The sequence below is a fragment of the Lactiplantibacillus songbeiensis genome, assembly GCF_005405125.1.
Classification (GTDB): Bacteria; Bacillota; Bacilli; order Lactobacillales; family Lactobacillaceae; genus Lactiplantibacillus; species Lactiplantibacillus songbeiensis.
The window spans coordinates 110,744-127,731 of the sequence record NZ_BJDL01000009.1; the positions used below are offsets into that span (position 1 = coordinate 110,744).

16 protein-coding genes are annotated in these 16,988 nt (G+C 42.7%); 12 read left to right on the forward strand and 4 right to left on the reverse strand.

Features of this window, described 5'->3' with window-relative positions; translation table 11 throughout:
* Positions 1-8: 8 nt before the first annotated feature.
* From FFM77_RS03870 to FFM77_RS03885, 4 genes are all read left to right on the forward strand, one after another.
* Positions 9-488: an effector binding domain-containing protein gene (locus tag FFM77_RS03870; RefSeq protein ID WP_137634433.1), complete on the forward strand. Its 480-nt coding sequence runs from the start codon at positions 9-11 to the stop codon at positions 486-488.
* 315 nt (positions 489-803) lie between these two features.
* Positions 804-1,220 (forward strand): MarR family winged helix-turn-helix transcriptional regulator, encoded by a 417-nt coding sequence (locus FFM77_RS03875; RefSeq protein WP_137634434.1) that lies wholly within the window; start codon positions 804-806, stop codon positions 1,218-1,220.
* A 179-nt stretch (positions 1,221-1,399) separates the two neighbouring features.
* Positions 1,400-1,858 carry a MarR family winged helix-turn-helix transcriptional regulator gene (locus FFM77_RS03880; protein WP_137634435.1) on the forward strand — a complete coding sequence of 153 codons (459 nt, stop codon included), beginning with the start codon at positions 1,400-1,402 and terminating at the stop codon, positions 1,856-1,858.
* A gap of 21 nt (positions 1,859-1,879) precedes the next feature.
* Positions 1,880-2,404: a GNAT family N-acetyltransferase gene (locus FFM77_RS03885; RefSeq protein ID WP_137634436.1), complete on the forward strand. Its 525-nt coding sequence runs from the start codon at positions 1,880-1,882 to the stop codon at positions 2,402-2,404.
* Between the two features lie 4 nt (positions 2,405-2,408).
* Here FFM77_RS03885 and FFM77_RS03890 read toward each other — a convergent pair whose 3' ends face one another.
* Positions 2,409-2,843, reverse strand: a complete 435-nt coding sequence (locus tag FFM77_RS03890; RefSeq protein WP_137634437.1) for a hypothetical protein — start codon at positions 2,841-2,843, stop codon at positions 2,409-2,411.
* A gap of 161 nt (positions 2,844-3,004) precedes the next feature.
* Between FFM77_RS03890 and FFM77_RS03895 the strand changes: the two genes are divergently transcribed.
* The 3 genes from FFM77_RS03895 (at position 3,005) to FFM77_RS03905 (ending at position 6,274) form a co-directional block, all read left to right on the forward strand.
* The gene (locus FFM77_RS03895; RefSeq protein WP_137634438.1) at positions 3,005-3,244 is read left to right on the forward strand and encodes a type II toxin-antitoxin system RelB/DinJ family antitoxin; all 240 of its coding nucleotides are present in this window, start codon (positions 3,005-3,007) and stop codon (positions 3,242-3,244) included.
* A 184-nt stretch (positions 3,245-3,428) separates the two neighbouring features.
* A complete protein-coding gene (locus FFM77_RS03900) occupies positions 3,429-4,721 on the forward strand; it encodes a glycosyltransferase family 2 protein (protein WP_137634439.1) in 1,293 nt (430 codons plus the stop codon).
* Between the two features lie 2 nt (positions 4,722-4,723).
* The gene (locus tag FFM77_RS03905) at positions 4,724-6,274 is read left to right on the forward strand and encodes a hypothetical protein (RefSeq protein ID WP_137634440.1); all 1,551 of its coding nucleotides are present in this window, start codon (positions 4,724-4,726) and stop codon (positions 6,272-6,274) included.
* Positions 6,275-6,312: 38 nt separating this feature from the next.
* Here FFM77_RS03905 and FFM77_RS03910 read toward each other — a convergent pair whose 3' ends face one another.
* The 3 genes from FFM77_RS03910 to FFM77_RS03920 all read right to left on the reverse strand — a co-directional run bounded on the left by FFM77_RS03910 (position 6,313) and on the right by FFM77_RS03920 (position 9,396).
* A complete protein-coding gene (locus FFM77_RS03910) occupies positions 6,313-6,597 on the reverse strand; it encodes a transcriptional regulator (protein WP_137634441.1) in 285 nt (94 codons plus the stop codon).
* A gap of 132 nt (positions 6,598-6,729) precedes the next feature.
* Positions 6,730-7,896 (reverse strand): MFS transporter, encoded by a 1,167-nt coding sequence (locus tag FFM77_RS03915; RefSeq protein ID WP_137634442.1) that lies wholly within the window; start codon positions 7,894-7,896, stop codon positions 6,730-6,732.
* Positions 7,897-7,968: 72 nt separating this feature from the next.
* Complete coding sequence (locus FFM77_RS03920; protein WP_137634443.1) at positions 7,969-9,396, reverse strand: carboxylesterase family protein; 1,428 nt, start codon at positions 9,394-9,396, stop codon at positions 7,969-7,971.
* A gap of 396 nt (positions 9,397-9,792) precedes the next feature.
* Here FFM77_RS03920 and FFM77_RS03925 point away from each other — a divergent pair, with 396 nt between their 5' ends.
* The 5 genes from FFM77_RS03925 (at position 9,793) to FFM77_RS03945 (ending at position 16,890) form a co-directional block, all read left to right on the forward strand.
* Positions 9,793-13,542 (forward strand): BspA family leucine-rich repeat surface protein, encoded by a 3,750-nt coding sequence (locus FFM77_RS03925; RefSeq protein ID WP_137634444.1) that lies wholly within the window; start codon positions 9,793-9,795, stop codon positions 13,540-13,542.
* A gap of 157 nt (positions 13,543-13,699) precedes the next feature.
* Positions 13,700-14,023: a type II toxin-antitoxin system RelE/ParE family toxin gene (locus tag FFM77_RS03930; protein ID WP_137634445.1), complete on the forward strand. Its 324-nt coding sequence runs from the start codon at positions 13,700-13,702 to the stop codon at positions 14,021-14,023.
* 13 nt (positions 14,024-14,036) lie between these two features.
* On the forward strand, positions 14,037-14,372 hold the full coding sequence (locus FFM77_RS03935) for a helix-turn-helix transcriptional regulator (RefSeq protein WP_137634446.1): 336 nt from the start codon (positions 14,037-14,039) through the stop codon (positions 14,370-14,372).
* A gap of 1,301 nt (positions 14,373-15,673) precedes the next feature.
* Positions 15,674-16,522, forward strand: coding sequence for a phage integrase N-terminal SAM-like domain-containing protein (locus FFM77_RS03940; protein WP_137634447.1), 849 nt, complete (start codon positions 15,674-15,676; stop codon positions 16,520-16,522).
* A gap of 140 nt (positions 16,523-16,662) precedes the next feature.
* Complete coding sequence (locus tag FFM77_RS03945; protein WP_137634448.1) at positions 16,663-16,890, forward strand: YozE family protein; 228 nt, start codon at positions 16,663-16,665, stop codon at positions 16,888-16,890.
* The last annotated feature ends 98 nt before the right edge of the window (positions 16,891-16,988 follow it).

The window sequence follows — 16,988 nt, forward strand, 5'->3', positions numbered from 1 at the left end:
AACAAATAATGTCAAACTACGAAATTTCAGCTAAACCAGCTTTTACCGTCCTAGGTCTTGGGACTATTTTAACCGGGGACTACCGTCAGATTCCGGCTCAAAAACAAACCTTTTGGCAACAAGTCACCACTGATGGCCGATATCAAGCTTTACAGCAACAGGCCCAAAACGCCTTACAATTCGCCGTTAACGAAGCTGTCGATGGCGTAATGCATTTCTATGCGGGCGTCCAGACCGCCGCCAATATCACTACCGACAGCGCAGACGAACGGGCCATTCGATTCCCAGCGAGCGACTACTTAGTGGTCACTGGTAGCGCCGACACCGCTTTAGACTTGTTCAATCAATTAGAAGGCGCTGCCTTTGGTCAAATCTTACCAGCCCTGACTGATCAAGCTTACGTTGGCGGCCCCAATACATCGGTCATCACGGCCACCACGGCGACGGAAGTCAAAGGGGAGTTCTGGGTGCCACTTAGCACTAAATAGGCTATCAAAAAGACTAATCACCACATCGTCTGAACGTATTCAGGTAGGTGTGCGGTGATTAGCCTTTTTTTACCAGCCCCAAACAAATCTACCACGATTAATTAACACAAATTCCTTTCAATCTAAACTTTAAATTTGCCGCTAAAGCTAATTATTCAAGTCATTTGCCACTAAGTTGAACGCTAGGAGATGCTATAATACAAGCTGATTAAGTTCAGTAATCAGTTGATTAGTTGTTAACAATTGAATTGTATAAAAACAGCAAGTGTTATATAATTACACTTACCCGTTTTAAAGGAGGGTCCCCTCAACGCTATGCGTAAATTAGAAGATCATTTTTGTTTCTTAATGTATGTGACTTCGCGAGCAATTCAACGGGCCTATCAACCGGAACTTGCCGCGCAAGCCATCACTTATCCGCAATACCTCGTCTTAGTACTCCTAAGCGAACAACCCGCACTAACTGTCAAAGCGATTGGTCACTGGCTCGACCTCAGTACCGGGACCGTCACGCCATTACTCAAACGGATGGATCAAGACGGTCTCGTTAGTCGTCATCGCAGTGAAGCCGATGAACGTCAAGTTAAAGTCGCTATCACCGCGGCCGGTCGCGCAAAGCGAGCCGCCATTAGTGATTTACCAGAGACCTTAGTCGACAAAGCCCAACTCAGCGATGACGAATGGGCAACGATGACTAAGCTCGTGCATAAATTAATGACTAATTTAAAATGATGCGCTTAATTAAAAAGACCGTCAGTGAGCCAAGCCGATGCTTAATTCACTGACGGTCTTTTTGTGTGCCATTGTGGCTGAATAACACTTAACCAGTATTATTTATCAATATTTTTATTGCAAATACAGCAAAATAATTATAAACTGGATTTTATTCTAATCAAAGGGCGGTGACGATAATGACGCAACCAGACGTTTTACGCCAAATTGGGACGATTGCCCGGGCCTTAGATGCCATCAGCAACGTTGAATTTCAAGCTTTGGCACTAACCAAGGGCCAGTATCTCTACTTAGTTCGCATCTGCGAACAACCGGGTATCATTACGGAACACTTAGCCCAACAATTACGAGTCGATCGGACAACGGCCAATCGTGCGGTCCAAAAATTAGTGACCCAGGGCTTGATTGAAAAACGAGCCGCCAAGGTGAATCGCAAAAATAAAGAGCTTTTTCCTACCGCGACTGGATTAGCGCGCTATCCGCAAATCAAGCGGGAAAACACTTATTCTAACCAGGTCGCGTTGACCGACTTATCGGCGCAGGATGCCCAACAGCTGGCTGAATTATTAGCCAAGGTCAGCGATCGCGTAACCGCCGATTGGACCACCGTTAAGCAAGGCGGCCACCGCCCATATTAAAATTGAAAGCAGGTCTTTTGAATGACAACCCCCAAACTTCAAGCACTAACGGTTGATGACGTAAACGCCTTACAAGCGATGAGTCTGACAACTTATCGTGAGACGTTCGCGGCCGCTAATACCGAAGCTAACATGCAAGCTTACTTAGATAGTGCCTACAATCTTCCCAAATTAACCGCTGAATTGCAGAATCCTAACTCCCAATTTTTCTTCATTATCCGTGACGGACAACGGGTCGGTTACTTAAAGCTCAATACCGGCACAGCTCAGACCGAAGCAATGGGACCAGATGCCTTAGAAGTCGAACGCATTTATATTTTGCCCGCTTATAAACATCAAGGCCTCGGTAGTGTGTTGATTCAAAAAGCCATTGACTTAGCCCGAGCTGCCCATAAGACCACCGTTTGGCTCGGCGTTTGGGAACATAACGAACCAGCTAAGCAATTCTATCAGGCGCATTGGGGCTTCAAACAATTCAGCTCGCATCATTTTGTCATGGGTGACGATGTGCAGACTGATTTATTGATGATCAAGCATTTAGATTAAGCGTCTATTTGACGACACGATGCAGCCAAGCCCAGACAAAGACCAGACTATTTAGTCCGAGCAAGCACAAAATCGCTACCATAAAGATCATCCGAGCCGTGTTAAGCCAAGTAAATTGCCAGAAAAGCGCACTGATTAGGAAAAGGTCTAAACCAGTGACCAGCATCATTAGTAAGTAGCGACTAGTCGGCAGCCCCGGTAAAACCAATAAATCCAGCCACTGATTCAGCGGCAACTCGCGCAACCCTAATAATAAGAGTGGTCCGAGCACTCCGACTGATAACCCAAACGGTAAACTGGCTGGTAATTGCCAAGCTAGCGCTTGCCCCCAGAAACCGTAATGGGTGACCATCGGCGTTTCCAGATGTGTTCGGGCTAGGGCGATGCCGATGGGTTGCAAAATTGCCAAGCTTAATAAAGTCGTGGTTTGTTTATCCATTAAAAGGCCTTCTTTACTTGTTTTACTGAGCATACCGTGATGAGTTACTGCAGCACTACCATCACCACGTAAAGTCTCGGTAAAAGAACTGTAAATCCTCAGCCAAACGAATGTATTGACAATTACTATACATTTAGTATGATTAGGTTGAGGTGACGGTCATGGATAATCCTAAAAACATTGCGGTTTCGTTTCGCGTCAATGAACAAGACAAGCAACAAGCAGCGTTAATTTATGATGCGCTCGGATTGAACTTATCAACAGCATTTAACATGTTTCTAAAACAAACAATTGCGGTCGGTGGCTTGCCATTTGCCGCTAACAACCCAGCTTACAGTGAAGCCCAATTGCCTGAAGTACTCAAACAATTAGCGCAGCTGCGCCAAACTGAATCGGACTAATCTCTAAGGTCTCATCATTAACGTGATGGGGCCTTTTTCGTTACCAGTTAGTTCAACGTGTTTTCAGACGTTGAATACTGGTGTTTTTGCCCCCAACATCCGTATAATAGGCGCAATTCATTAAATGAATCATATTTGAGAGTTGATTAGACCAAGGTTTACTAGGATTTGGGGGAGATTGTTGATGCACGTCATTATAAATTTAGCGATTACAATTTCGAGTCTTTTTTATTTGTATTTCTTATTCAATATTATGCTAGTCAATCATTATCGAGAACCGACCACGACACCTAAAAAGGGCAAGCAACCGATGCGATTATATTTAATAATCCCCGTCTTAAATGAAGCGGCGATTATTCGAAAGACCATCACTCAATTGTCGGCGCAATTGGATCAGTTACCGAAGACGATTCAGGCCCAGATTATTGCGGTCGATGATAACTCAGCCGATCGAAGCCTTAGCGAGCTGGCCCAAACCGACTCGCCTTACTTACAAGTCTTACATCGCGCCGGCAATGAAAAGCAAGGGAAAGGGGCCGTTCTAAATACGGCCATTCAGTATTTGCAGCATACGCTGGCTAAAGATGCTGACCCAGAACAAACGGTTGTTGGGGTACTGGACGCCGATGCCTTTATGACCAGTCAGGACTTAACGGCTGTCGTCGCCAACTTTGAACAGCAACCTAAAATGGCGATGCTACAAACTGGGGTTAGTATCTATAATCAACCCAACTGGTTATCGCGGATGCAAAATTTTGAGTTCATGTGCGTCAATAGTGCGACGCAGCAATTGCGTAATCGGTTAGGGCAAGGCATCGCCAGTGGTAACGGTCAATTTGTCCGCCTGTCTTTAGCATTAGTTAATCCGTGGGGCGACCGTTTACTAGAAGATCTAGAATTTACGTTGCGCACCTGGTTACTCGGACGTCAAGTCCGGTTTACACATACCATCGTGGTTCAACAAGAAGGTGTTGAAAAATTACGGCCGTTCTTTAAACAACGGGTTCGTTGGTGCCAAGGCGCGGTGCAGTGTATGCATTACTTACCAGCCTTATGGCGTTCCAAAAATCTCAATTGGTTTCAGCGAATTGATACGACCTTCTGGATTTTAATGCCACTGACTGGCTGTATCGTCCCGGTGACCAGTCTTGTCACCCTAGTTATTCTCATCATGCGAAGCCTCCAAGATTGGGTCACTGGCTGGCACCACGTTGCTTTAATGACCGTTATCTTAATCGCCTTATTCGCGTGCTTAGTCTTAGCTATCCTATTCCAACGCAATTCCGCTGATGCCAAGCAATCCGCTAAGTTCTGGCCCGCCTTATGGGATAGCATTAGCTTTCAAGGCTATCTCTTAATTATTGGTTTAACCCCATATGCCGCAATTATCCGACAACTCGGTGGCCAGACCAACTGGACGAAGACCCGGCATGGCACTGGGCACGCTTATACACGACTGAAACGACAGGGGGCGTAGTCATGCTTAAACGAACCTTAGTTAAAAGCGGTCAAGCATTAGTCTTGTTGGTTGCTGGCTGCTTACTCACTTGGATGCTAATTACCACTAATCGAGCGGCAATTAGCTTAAAACTGCCCTGGTCAGTTAGCCTAGGCATCGGGAGCCTACTGGCAATCGCATTAATGTTGGGGATTATTGGCCTCACACACTGGTTAGCACATCAAAAGACCAGCTGGTTAATGCTCATCTTTGGTGGCTTAACCCTGATCAAGCTCCCATTATTATGGGGCTTAAAAATTGCACCAACTTCAGACTTTTGGAACTATCACGCTCTGGCCGCTTACAGTGCCCAGGGAATGACCTGGAAGGCGATGTTTCAGCATGGTTTATTAGGTAGTTACGTCATTTTTCCGCACGCTCTGAATATTGCCAACTTTTTCAGCATCGGCACCGCCTTTTTCGGCCAAACCTATCTCGTCAGTCAGCTGATTAACATCGGCTGTACGGGGTTAGATATGTTGTTGCTGTATCAACTGATTTCACGTTGGTTATCCCGGCGTTTAGGCATTGCGGCCGCATTAACATTCTATGCCATTCCCGCTTATTGGTTATATAGCACCTTATTAAACGGCGCAGAACCGCTATTCTTAACCTGCTTCTTACTCAGTATGCTCGGCCTGACAAACGCACTCAAGCCGATGAAAACGGCTACTCATAATGATCAATGGCTAAATCTAGGCCTGGCGTGGGTCGCTACAATTGCGGCTAACATGTTGCGGCCAATTATGACCGTTTGGCTGATTGGCCTGTTGATAATGAGTTTGTGGTTACTCCTACAACCATTACGTCATTTTCGACCGACCCTGCGTAAACTCCTTATCTTTATTGGCGCCTCAGTCTTACTATTCGCCGGCTCGTCAACGATCTATAGCTGGATGTACGGGGTTAACTTAGCACCTAGCCATGTTAGTACGGCCTATAGTCTCGCTACCGGGACGGATGAAAAGACTAGCGGTCAATATGACGATCAGTTGATGACACAAGTCACCCATGATTTAAAAGTCATGCCAACAACAAACGGCGCTTATGCCAAGATTGCCGCTAATATGTTTAAGGTGACCGACCATAATATCCACCAACTCAATCGGCAAGGGCGGTGGAGCGCCTTTATTAATCTAAAGATGCAAAAGCTGATGGCCGAAGATTATGGCTACAATTGGGTCTTGTATAACCTTAGCCACACTATGAATCAGACTAAGTTCGGGCATGCTTGGTATCGGTTCAAACCATTACTGGTGTCACTGTCGTTTGGCTACTTTGACTTAATGCTGGTGGGCGCCTTAGTCAGTGTGCTCCTAGGACTCGCCTTATTAGCCGGTCACTACGATTATTTGAATAACTACTTCTTCTTTAGTGCATTGCTGTTGGATGGCTTTACTTTGAGTGCGATGCTAGTGGAAGTGCAGGGCCGGTACCATATTATCTTGTATCTGCCGTTACTCTTTTTAATGATTTGCGGGGGAGCTGCGATTAAACGGTATCGCTTGAAAAATATTGGGGAAAACTCATGATAAAGAAAAAAGAGCCTTTTCTAAGCTCTTTTTCTTTACTATTGAGCCGAAATCAAAGTTTCATCTACCGCACTAAGAATTGTAAAATCAAGCCAAATATATTTAGCAACACCATCTTCCATCGCAAGATCACCAGAATTGATTTGCCACAGATAGTCTTCAGTTTTTAAGTGTTGTTGCTGGCAGAACGTCTTTAACTGAGTTAAGCCGCGATGGATTCCAGTCGTCGTGTTATCAACTAAAACACACGCATAATCAGCGGCCTCTTTTTTTAGAATTGGAATCAGCTTTTTATGTTTAACACTACCAACTTCTTTGATCATTCTAAAAGCAGCGTCATTACAGAGACGTTATCCTGTTTTGCCAACTAAAAAGTCCGCCACTATTAGATTCAAGATCTAGATAGTAACGGACTTTTAATCGGTCAAGGTCATCAATTTTGAGATAACGTCGGTTTAAGTGTACTGTACTGCGGCATTGAGTTTCCGCCGATTACAGACATAGAGGATGGTTGCTAAGGGAATAATCAGTAACATCACCGGGTAAAAGAATTTAAGTGGCAAAACCGTTGGTAGAATGCCACCAATGATTGGTCCCAGAGACATCCCAATATCACTTCCCAAATAATAAGTTGCGTTAGCCAGTCCCTGTTCTTCCATGGGTGCTAACAAAAGGGACGTCGATTGGGAAACCGAGACCATCACCCCAAAGCCAACCGCCATTAATCCGGCCGCCAAGATCATTTCAAAGTTATTTTGCATGACGGTTAATAGGCCAATATAGCCAACGGTGGCAATGATACAGATGGAAAACCAAATACCAAATGAAATTGTATCAAAATAGTTCTTTAAGAGGATCCGAATCACAATCAAAACAAGTGAATAACATAAAAAGAATAGGCTGACGGTAATCGTCAAATGCCGTTCTTGAACGTACATGACTATATCCGCTTGGGTTACAAAGTAGGGAATCGATAATAGCGAAAAAATCATGGCCACTGGCAAAGCATCGCGTTGAATCAGCTTAAAGTGTTGGCCTTTTATCTCAACTTTAGGTTTGGCATGGTCATCAATTAATTGAATGACCACGACCATAGCCGCAGCACTCAAAGCTGCCAATATGATCACAAACTTATAGCCTAGCCGTTGATAAATGCTGATTGCTAAGGCCGGTGCAATCGCCATTGCAAGTGCATTTAATAATCCATAATAGCCCATCGCTGCGCCAAGATGTTGGCGGGGAACTAAAAATGCCATCCAAGTTGCTAGACAAACGGTACATAGGACGAAGCCTAAGCCGTTGATAATTCTAAAAGCGAATAACCAAGCGGCATTGAAAGCAACAAGATAGCCTAAATCACTAACTGCACACAAACTACCACCGATGAATGCTAGATGATATTTAGAGATTCGATCGGTTAAATTGCCAGCAAACGGCCTTAATAATAGTGACGTGATACTCATAACGCCCACAATGATGCCCGCAAAAGCGCTACTTATCCCTAAATGACGAGCGTAGCCATTCATTAGCGGGTTAACTGCCTGAATACTAAATTGGTAAAAAAAGGTAGCTAACATCACGCAAACGATGTCTTTTGAAAAAAATGAAAACTTTTTTGTCACAACTTATGCCTCTCTTTTGAAAGTAATTTTAGCTAAATAAAAAGGCGTTGATCACCGCCTTTTTACTGGTTATTATGGCCGAGCGATGCCTTTAAATAGCTGTAGCACCGTTTTAGCATGTTCATTTCCTTGATAAGGTCGCTGACCAATATCTTTGATGTTTAATTGGTCTGGCTTAACTGGTTCCCACAACTTCTCATGGTGATCAGTTGCAAAGCTGAGTAACGCTTGACTAATAAATTTATCACGATCAAGCTGTTCTTGACTTGCATCAGGCGCAGTTTGACCAACAATCCCATACATATCAGTCCCATGATAAGCGGGTGAGCCTTCAACGGGTCCAACGCTTAATTGATAGACCCGGCCACCAGCTTGCGCGTGATCGTGTGCTTCGCGAATGGCTGGTAAGGTGAAATTATAGTCGGTAAAGAAGCGGGTTCTGACATTAAGGGGCGACTCTTTACCAGCGCCACAATGTCTGGCAATCGCCTCAGCTTGTTTGCGTGGAATATGGCAATCGTAAACCATCTCATCAATGACCGCTTCGATGGTCTTGGGATCAACATTATCTGGAATATTAGCTGCATACCAGCTCGCTTCAGCTGTAGTTGACGTGATGATTAAATCAACATCTTTATGGCTGCCACTTTTAATGACATCAGCTGGATGCGCCTTTAAGACCCCATGAGGTAAGAATTCATCGTCGACAATGCCAATTGAAATCGTATCTAAATTGCCACGTTTCAAAACGTCAGTTGGTAAGACCTGATTAACGGCATTCATTAGTGTCTTGGTATCAACCGTTAATAACTGTTCCGGTGACGTGAAGTTCAGTGTCTTTAACACTTGATCTGCTAACTCTTCAGCCCACCAAGCTGGGATATAGCGGGCAGCATAGCCAGAAAATGCGGCTAATCGGTTGTATAAGCCATCAGCTTCGGGGACAGCCAACAGCGTTAACAGTGAAAATGAGCCCGCACTATGACCGGTAAGGGTCACTTGGTTGGGATCACCTCCAAATGACTCAATATATTGGTGAATCCACTTTAAAGCTAGGACCATATCTTGCAGCCCTAAATTACTGGCATCCTTAAATTTGCCACCATATTGAGATAACTCAAGCCAGCCAAGTGGTCCTAAGCGGTAATTAAGCGAAACCCCAATCACTTTGCCACTAGCAACTAAGCCGGATAGATCGGACGTATCTTGCGAATTAGCGCCATAAGTCCAACCACCACCGTGAATGTAAACAACAACGGGTAGTTTTTCTGTAACTTGTTCTGGCGCCCAGATATTAAGATTTAAGCAATCTTCACTTTCGCCTTTGTCAGCATTTATAAAAGCTGGATCTGTTAATTGAACAGATGCTGGTCCACTTTGACGATAGTCATCGTTAGGCTCAAACGGGACTAGTTGTGCTTTTTGGAACCGACTAGCAGTACCATAAGGCACCCCAAGCCATTCTTGGACGTGATTAAATTTTTTATTAGGATGTGACATTTAAAATTCCTTCTTCCACATTTTGAAATTGCTTTAATTCAGTATTTATTCATTTTAAACTGTACCGTAGCGTTACAGTCAAGCAGAATTTTAATATCGGTCAACTATGGGAAAGGCGAAGGTGATCGTCAAGTATGACCTGATAGGGATGACTTAAACTTATTTTTTAATATACAGTAGCGAACCTCGAGAATAAAATAAATGTGATGTTTAAATGTTTAACCCGGAATACCAAACAGGGCGTTAATAATTAAATTGATTTTTAATATATAAAAGCCTACACTAAAGTCACTAATAAATTAATAAGGTTAATTTATTAACAACGTTAATTTTATTAAACTAATAAATAAGGTAACTTTTAAGGCCAATATCGGGGTTATCAATGGGGGAACTATCATGCAACACATTACTAGATTCAATGCGTCACATCAACATACAATTCGGGGAATTTACTGGGTTTTCGCAGGAGTCGCTGCCATCACAACTTGGCAATTTAGTCCGTTATCCGGTTCAGCTGCAACCACAACGACGCCAGATGTTAAGACAACTGCTACTGATAATGGTCAGCAGACGACCGACCAATCATCGACCGTGACCCTAAAGCCGGCCACAACACCTTCAACAACGCAACCAGTCACCAAAGCGCCTGCTACTGATGACCAACAACCAACGACACCAGCACCTAAGACTGAGTCAGATACCGATCCAAAGACTGAGCCAAAACCAGTAACCACGACACCAACTGTACCAGTTACTGATTCAACCAAACCAGCTGCTCCAAAAACGGACGTTACCACGCCAAATCAAGAGCCCAAACCAACGACTGTTGTACCAGCTAATACTGGGAAAAATACAGACCCAATAGCACCTAAAACAACCGCTAAAGTGCCATCCATGCGCGGAAACCTGTTGAGAGCCGCAGTGCCAGCGCCTGATATTGCCAACAGTACCACCGTACCTGATGATACTGTGGGAACGGCTTGGCGTATTGATAATACCGGCACGTTACATTTAGCAGCTGGAACGTTGAATACGACGACTAAAATGACTAGTCCTTGGACCACCTATCAAAGCCAAATCAAAAAGGTTAGCTTTGATGGCCCAGTCACAACCGTTGACAATGCCAGTTTAGCTGGTCTTTTCAATGGCTTGAGTCAAGTTACGACTATCGATAACTTGACTGACTTAGATACAAGTAAAGTCACCGATATGTCTGATATATTCCAAGGCATGACGGCGTTAACCACCATCGATGTCTCTAAATTCGATACTGATAAAGTGATTCGCATGACGAATATGTTCAGCGATGATAGTTCGTTAAGTAGCCTAAATGTGAGTGGATTTAAGACCGAAAATGTTCAAGATATGTCAGAAATGTTTGCTGGTCTAGATAGCTTAACCAGCTTAGATGTTTCTAACTTTGACACTCGGAGTGTCGGCTACGATCCGACTAATTCAGGATCACTTTCAGGTTCAGGCTCACTCGATCGGATGTTTATGGCCGGGTTAGGGGCAACCTCTAAATTAACTAGTTTAACGTTGCCTGTTTTTGACTTATCACATGTAACAAGCATGCAAACCATGTTCGAAAACCAAAATCAGTTAACTAGTCTAAAATTGGCTAGTGTCAATCATGGCACTCAAGCGATTAATATGGTTGGCACGGTTAGTGATCTAAAAGGGCTGACTAGCCTTGATCTAAGTGATTTTCAAATGTTAGCTGGAGACACCCTATGGCAAACCTTATCTGATGATCCAATTTTAAGTACGCTCAAATTAGGACCACAGATTTATCTTACTAATACCGCCGGCGATCCCGTTGGCCTCAATAGTATAACCGGTCAGTTCCTTGATCAATGGACAGCCGCTTCAACTGGTAAAGTATCGACTACTGATGATTTATTGAATCTATATGGTAATGATCGTTCAACTGCTGTCACTGAAACCTATACCCATACTAGTTTCTTTAACGGTAAAAAAGATACTGTCATTGCTGGCCCTAAGACGGCTTGGTCTCCACTTGATAGTATTACGATTCTTGATAATTTTGATGGCTCCAGTGATTTGACTCAGCAATCATTCTATACTGTTGATGGCAATACCTATAATGCTAAAGGAGAAGTCGCAACACCTGGTCTCCAATCAATTAACGTAACGCCAACCATTACCGATGCGACTGGACAAACGGTTGATTATAAACAACTTGATCTCAGCAAACCGGGTAACTACACCGTCCATTATAGTGCTGCCGATTCATTTGGTAACGTCATGGACACGACTGGTAGTCTCGAGGTTGTCGCTTCTAAAGCAACCGTTTTGGCCAAGAACACGCCACAAACCATTGTCATCGGACCTAAGCAAACGACTTGGCAGGCTGCCGACAATTTTGCCAGTGCCACCGATGCTAATGGCAATCCCTTAACCCTGAAGGACTTGACTTATCAAGTCGTCAAAGACGGTCAGACGGGCGCTAGTCAACAGTTAGATACAACGCAAGCCGGGACTTATGTGATTACTTATACGTATACTGATCAACTAGGTAATCCAACTTCAGCCGATGCAACAGTTATCGTTAAAGCAACGGCCACTAGTGTCGATCCGAAGCAAACTGAAACCAGCTTTTTTGCCGGTAACCAACATCAAAACTGGTCAGCATTAGCTAACTTAGCAACGGTTAAAACGGCTGACGGACAAGTACTTGATCCTGCTGACGCTGCCAAAGACGTAACCGTTGATTATCAATTTAACGGCGGGGCAGTCCAACCGTTGACAGATCAATTGGATACCACACGACCTGGGACCTATTTAGTCACTTATCATCTGGTCGACACTGTGGGAAATTCAATTACGGCAACGACCAAATTAGTCGTTAAAGCCTCCGCAGCTAAATTAGCCGCTAAATCAGCCAGTTTTTATGCTGGTACGCATGTTGCTTGGACCTCAGCAACAAACTTTTTAAGTGGTTCTGATGAATTAGGTCAACCGATTACCGCGACTAACCCTAATCTAACAACGACCGTTACACGTAACCAACAAAGTCGGATGCTTTTATCAGGTATGACGGTCAACACCCAAGTCCCTGGCGACTACTTAGTGACGTATACGTACACCGATGCAGACGGCAATACGACCAGTGCTACCGGCGACTTAACCTTGAAACCTTCCGCAGCTAAGTTAACCGTACAACCAGCAAGTATCAGTTACTCCTTAGCTAGTCAGCCCCAACTATGGCAAGCTACTGACAGTTTCCGTAATGGGACATTAGCGAATGGGCAGCCAATGACTGTGAGCGCATTATCAATCACTTTTGATCAAAAACCAGTTCAGTCAACGACTAAGGTGCCTTTATTAGTTGGCAAGCACACGATTACCTATACGTATCTTGATCCAGATGGCAATCCAACAACGGCGACAACCACATTGGACGTTTTACCATCACAAGCTAGTTTGGCCCTAAATGCCGCTGATGTCACTATCGCGACCGGGACTAATTGGTCGCCTTTAACGAACTTCGACAAGGGGACCAATGCGACTGGTAAAGCATTAACGGCCGAAGACTTAACCATTACGTATACTAAAGATGGCAAAGCCGTTACAACACCAGACTTAACACAACCAGGTACTTATCAAGTAAGTTACCGGTACACTGATGCTAGCAACAATCAGATTGTTAAAACATCAGAATTGACGGTGCAAGCCGCAACAATCCAGCAACCAGGACACGTTGATGTAACGACACCAACGACACCTGATCAACCAGTGATTGAAACGCCGGCACCACAGCCAACTAATGTTGATCAACCAACCACACCGACTAAAGCGACGCCGGTGGTAGCAACGACTGCACCGGTTAAAACCCCAGTCATTAACGTGGCACCAGCTAAGCAGGGCGCTAAAGCGACTCAGTCCGTTGCAAAACCAGTTACATTGAAACGGCAGGGGAGTCAAAACGTTAGTGATAGCGAGCTTGCTCCTGCTAAAGTAGACTTACATCAAGCTAGTCGGAAGTCGACAGCATCAGCGGTAACCACGCATTTACCACAAACTGATGAACAATCGACGATCAGTTTCAGCTTGTTAGGTTTGTTATTAGGATTATTAAGCAGTTTCTGGGGCTTTGTCACATTGAACCGGAAACATAACTAAATTCATATTTCAAAAGCCATGATAAACGTCGTAGTAAGTCGTTTATCATGGCTTTTGTGTTAAATGACAGTGGGGTAAATTAATAATGTCCGTTGAAGCTAAGATTTTGTTTTGCTATACCGGTATGGTATAATGCGTTTTGAGGTGAAGGTAAAAAATGGAATACGTCGCTGAGAGTCGTAAGCTTGATAAGATTTTGAATGATCCACGGTTACTAGTTAAAAGCTTTGGCCATGATCGGGCTAAGAGGATTCAAATGCGGCTTGATGAGTTTGACGCTGCAAACACCTTGCAGCAGATACCGTCTGATCCGCCACCCCGTTGTCATCGACTACGTAATAATTTAGAAGGTAAATTTGCAGTCGATGTCAGCAAAAATTTTCGTATCATTTTTGAGGGCTATGACAAAAATGACCAGCTTTCCGTTGAAAAGTCAGAAATCGTAACCGTTCAGATCACACAGATTGAAGACTATCACTAAGGAGTTGAAGACAATGCTACATCGTGAAAATAGTATTCGACAGTATCATACCAGTTCAGCAGCTGATTTAATTAAAGAAACCATGGAATTTTATCAGATTACTCAAATCGACTTAGCTGAACGATTAGGTGTTAGTCAGAAAAACATATCTGATATTCTTAAACGTAAACGTTTTATCAACGAGATACTGGCTTTAAGAATTGAATCCGTTATGGGGATTTCCAGTCAGTTATTATTAAGCTTAGATGCAAATTTCAAATTGCATTTAGCTAAGGAAACAGCTGTGGAATCTGTACCACAACATAAATCAGACAAATTTCTCAAACGGTATGATTGGGTAACTGTCTAATCACTAATGGTAGGGTAGTCTCAAACCATTAGTGATTATAAGCCTAATGCTGTTAAATAAGCCTAATGCTGTTAAAAATTGAATGAATTTTTTATAATTCATTCATCCTTTATTCAACAGTTGCAATTGCTTACCAACTAGTTATCATTGAATAATAAAGGATCAGGTTCGGTTTGCCTACGGGCGCCGAGCTTTTTTTGTAAAAAGTGAATTTACGAATATTTTAAAGCAGATTCACTCTGCCACAAGCCACTATAGTAGTTACTGCAGCTGTATTCAAAACACAGTTTCATAAACACTTAGTCAGTCATTTTCATTTTGATCCACAGCGATCACTTCAACTCAACATAACACGTTGCTGACGCAATTGGCTATAAAAAAACAATTTGTGTTTGGTACATACCTAGATGCTGATAATGAACTGCAAATGATTGTGCCACATGGACTCAGTGATTTAGTGCAATTCAAATGTCGGCTCAAATGTCGGCAGCACCATATCTGCAACAAGACGCTAGAACATCTAGGCTTATCTAAACATCGAATACTTCAGAAAAACTGGCAGTAAAAATATCCAAATTTGTTAGTCAGTCTGGCATAAATTTCTACGTTTAGTTGACAAATAATGGTACAACTTGCAAAAATAGCCATTAACTACGCATTTTGCAGTTATATAAAATGGACTAAGTCAATGAACACAGGGGATACCGTAATTCAAGCCTAGTCCGTTTTATATTATATTCTAGTTTACATAATATATATTATACAAAGTAGAAGTGAAAAGAAAATAGCTCCCCCACGACCTAATTTGCCTCTCTCGCCACTTCTTTAATGACTTACTCGTACTCAACATCAATTTAATTGCTGCTCAGTTGTCAATTTTAATTTAAGCACGTCGTCACCAATCGTTATTATCTTGCTTGTCAGATTTCTTTGTCACTAATTTAAGTACAATTAATTTTGATGACTACAAAAACTCAAATTAGTAATGATCTAAATTAAATTCATTAGGAATCAAATCTAACAGCTTGGCTAATTAATATTGATACTAGTTAGTTATCAGTTACGTTATATTATTAACAATTGTCATTATCAACAACTCATTAGATCTAGGTTTAATTCTCCTCAAAATCGTACTTTTCCGTATCACCATTCTCATGCATTTAGATGATCAAGGATACGTTTTAATAATGAACATGTGCTTAGAATGCGTCTCTCAGCACCCGGGTTAATGACTTGTTTTTGGGTTGTTTTTGTGTTTAAGTTAAAGTAACAATATACAGATAGAAAGGATGATTCCTACCATGTCAACGCATTTTCCTTATGAAAAAAGCTTCATCACACATCTCACTACCGATGGCAAGCATCCTAAGACCATTGCCCAATATCAATTAACTTTAGCGGACTTCTTTAATTATGAGCAACATTTTAATCAAACCTTTGCTGCTAGCGGTTTACTAGCTGATCTAACTGAAAACGATGTTCAAACTTACTTAGATATGCTGAAAAAACAACGAGCGTATCAGCAATCAACTTTAAATAAAAATCTATCGAATTTGAACGTGTACTTTAACTATTTATTCGAACATCGTGTGATTACAACACTACCAACGTTTGCCATCAAGGGACAGCCATTAACCTCGACCCAAACTAGCGCCGATTGGCCAGAACAGCTGCCAGAATTGCTGGCAAACGACGATCTGCACGTGTATACTCGATTATTCTTACTATTAACTTGTAAAGGGTATCCGGTCAGTACCATGTTGGCGCCAAACTTTTATCAGCAATTGGCTCAGCTTGATTTTTCGAGTGAAGAACAAACGTTCTTATCTAAATTTAACCAATTTATCCAACCATTGCAAGCTCAATTTGCAACAAAAGACTTATTCTTAAAAACACGGCAACGTGGTGATGATCCACACCTTACGCTAGCCGCGCTACACAAGTATTTGACAGGTGATGGTCAACGCTTAGGCTTGCCATTAAAGCCGACCAGCCTATATCAAAGCTTTGTATTATGGTACTTACGCCAACACCGGTCAACTGATCCAACTGAGATCATGCAAGCGTTACACTTCGATTTGACTAGTTTGGGGTACTATCAGAATCTATTACGGCAACAAGATTTACGCGCATTAAGACAGCAAAAATAAGCTGAACATTGCAATTAATTAACAGGGTGTTGCGGTTAGATTACAAACCATTTGCAGCTTAATTAAATCAACGCAAATCGCTGTACATCAAGCTTTATCGTCGGTAAACTAGTGATAATAACTTTTGAGAGGATGACTTGATGAACTTTTATCGCTGGCTGGAGCCCTTCGTTAACCAGCACGGCCCATATTATCCGGCCGCTTGCTACGCTCATTCAGACTTTGACTTTCCTTTAACTAGCAATGTCCATGAGTTGTCAGACTATATCACTTACTTAAACATCCGTGATTCTATTAAACAATCATTTTATGACGCTTTAGCAGACTATCAGACTGCTAAAAAAGCGATTCGGCTCAAGATTATCTAGAGCTGAATCGCTTTTTTTAATGGTTCTACAATATTTGGTGTTGATGGATTTCCCATCAACACCAATTTTTGTGTAAACTAAAAGGACACATCCTCAAA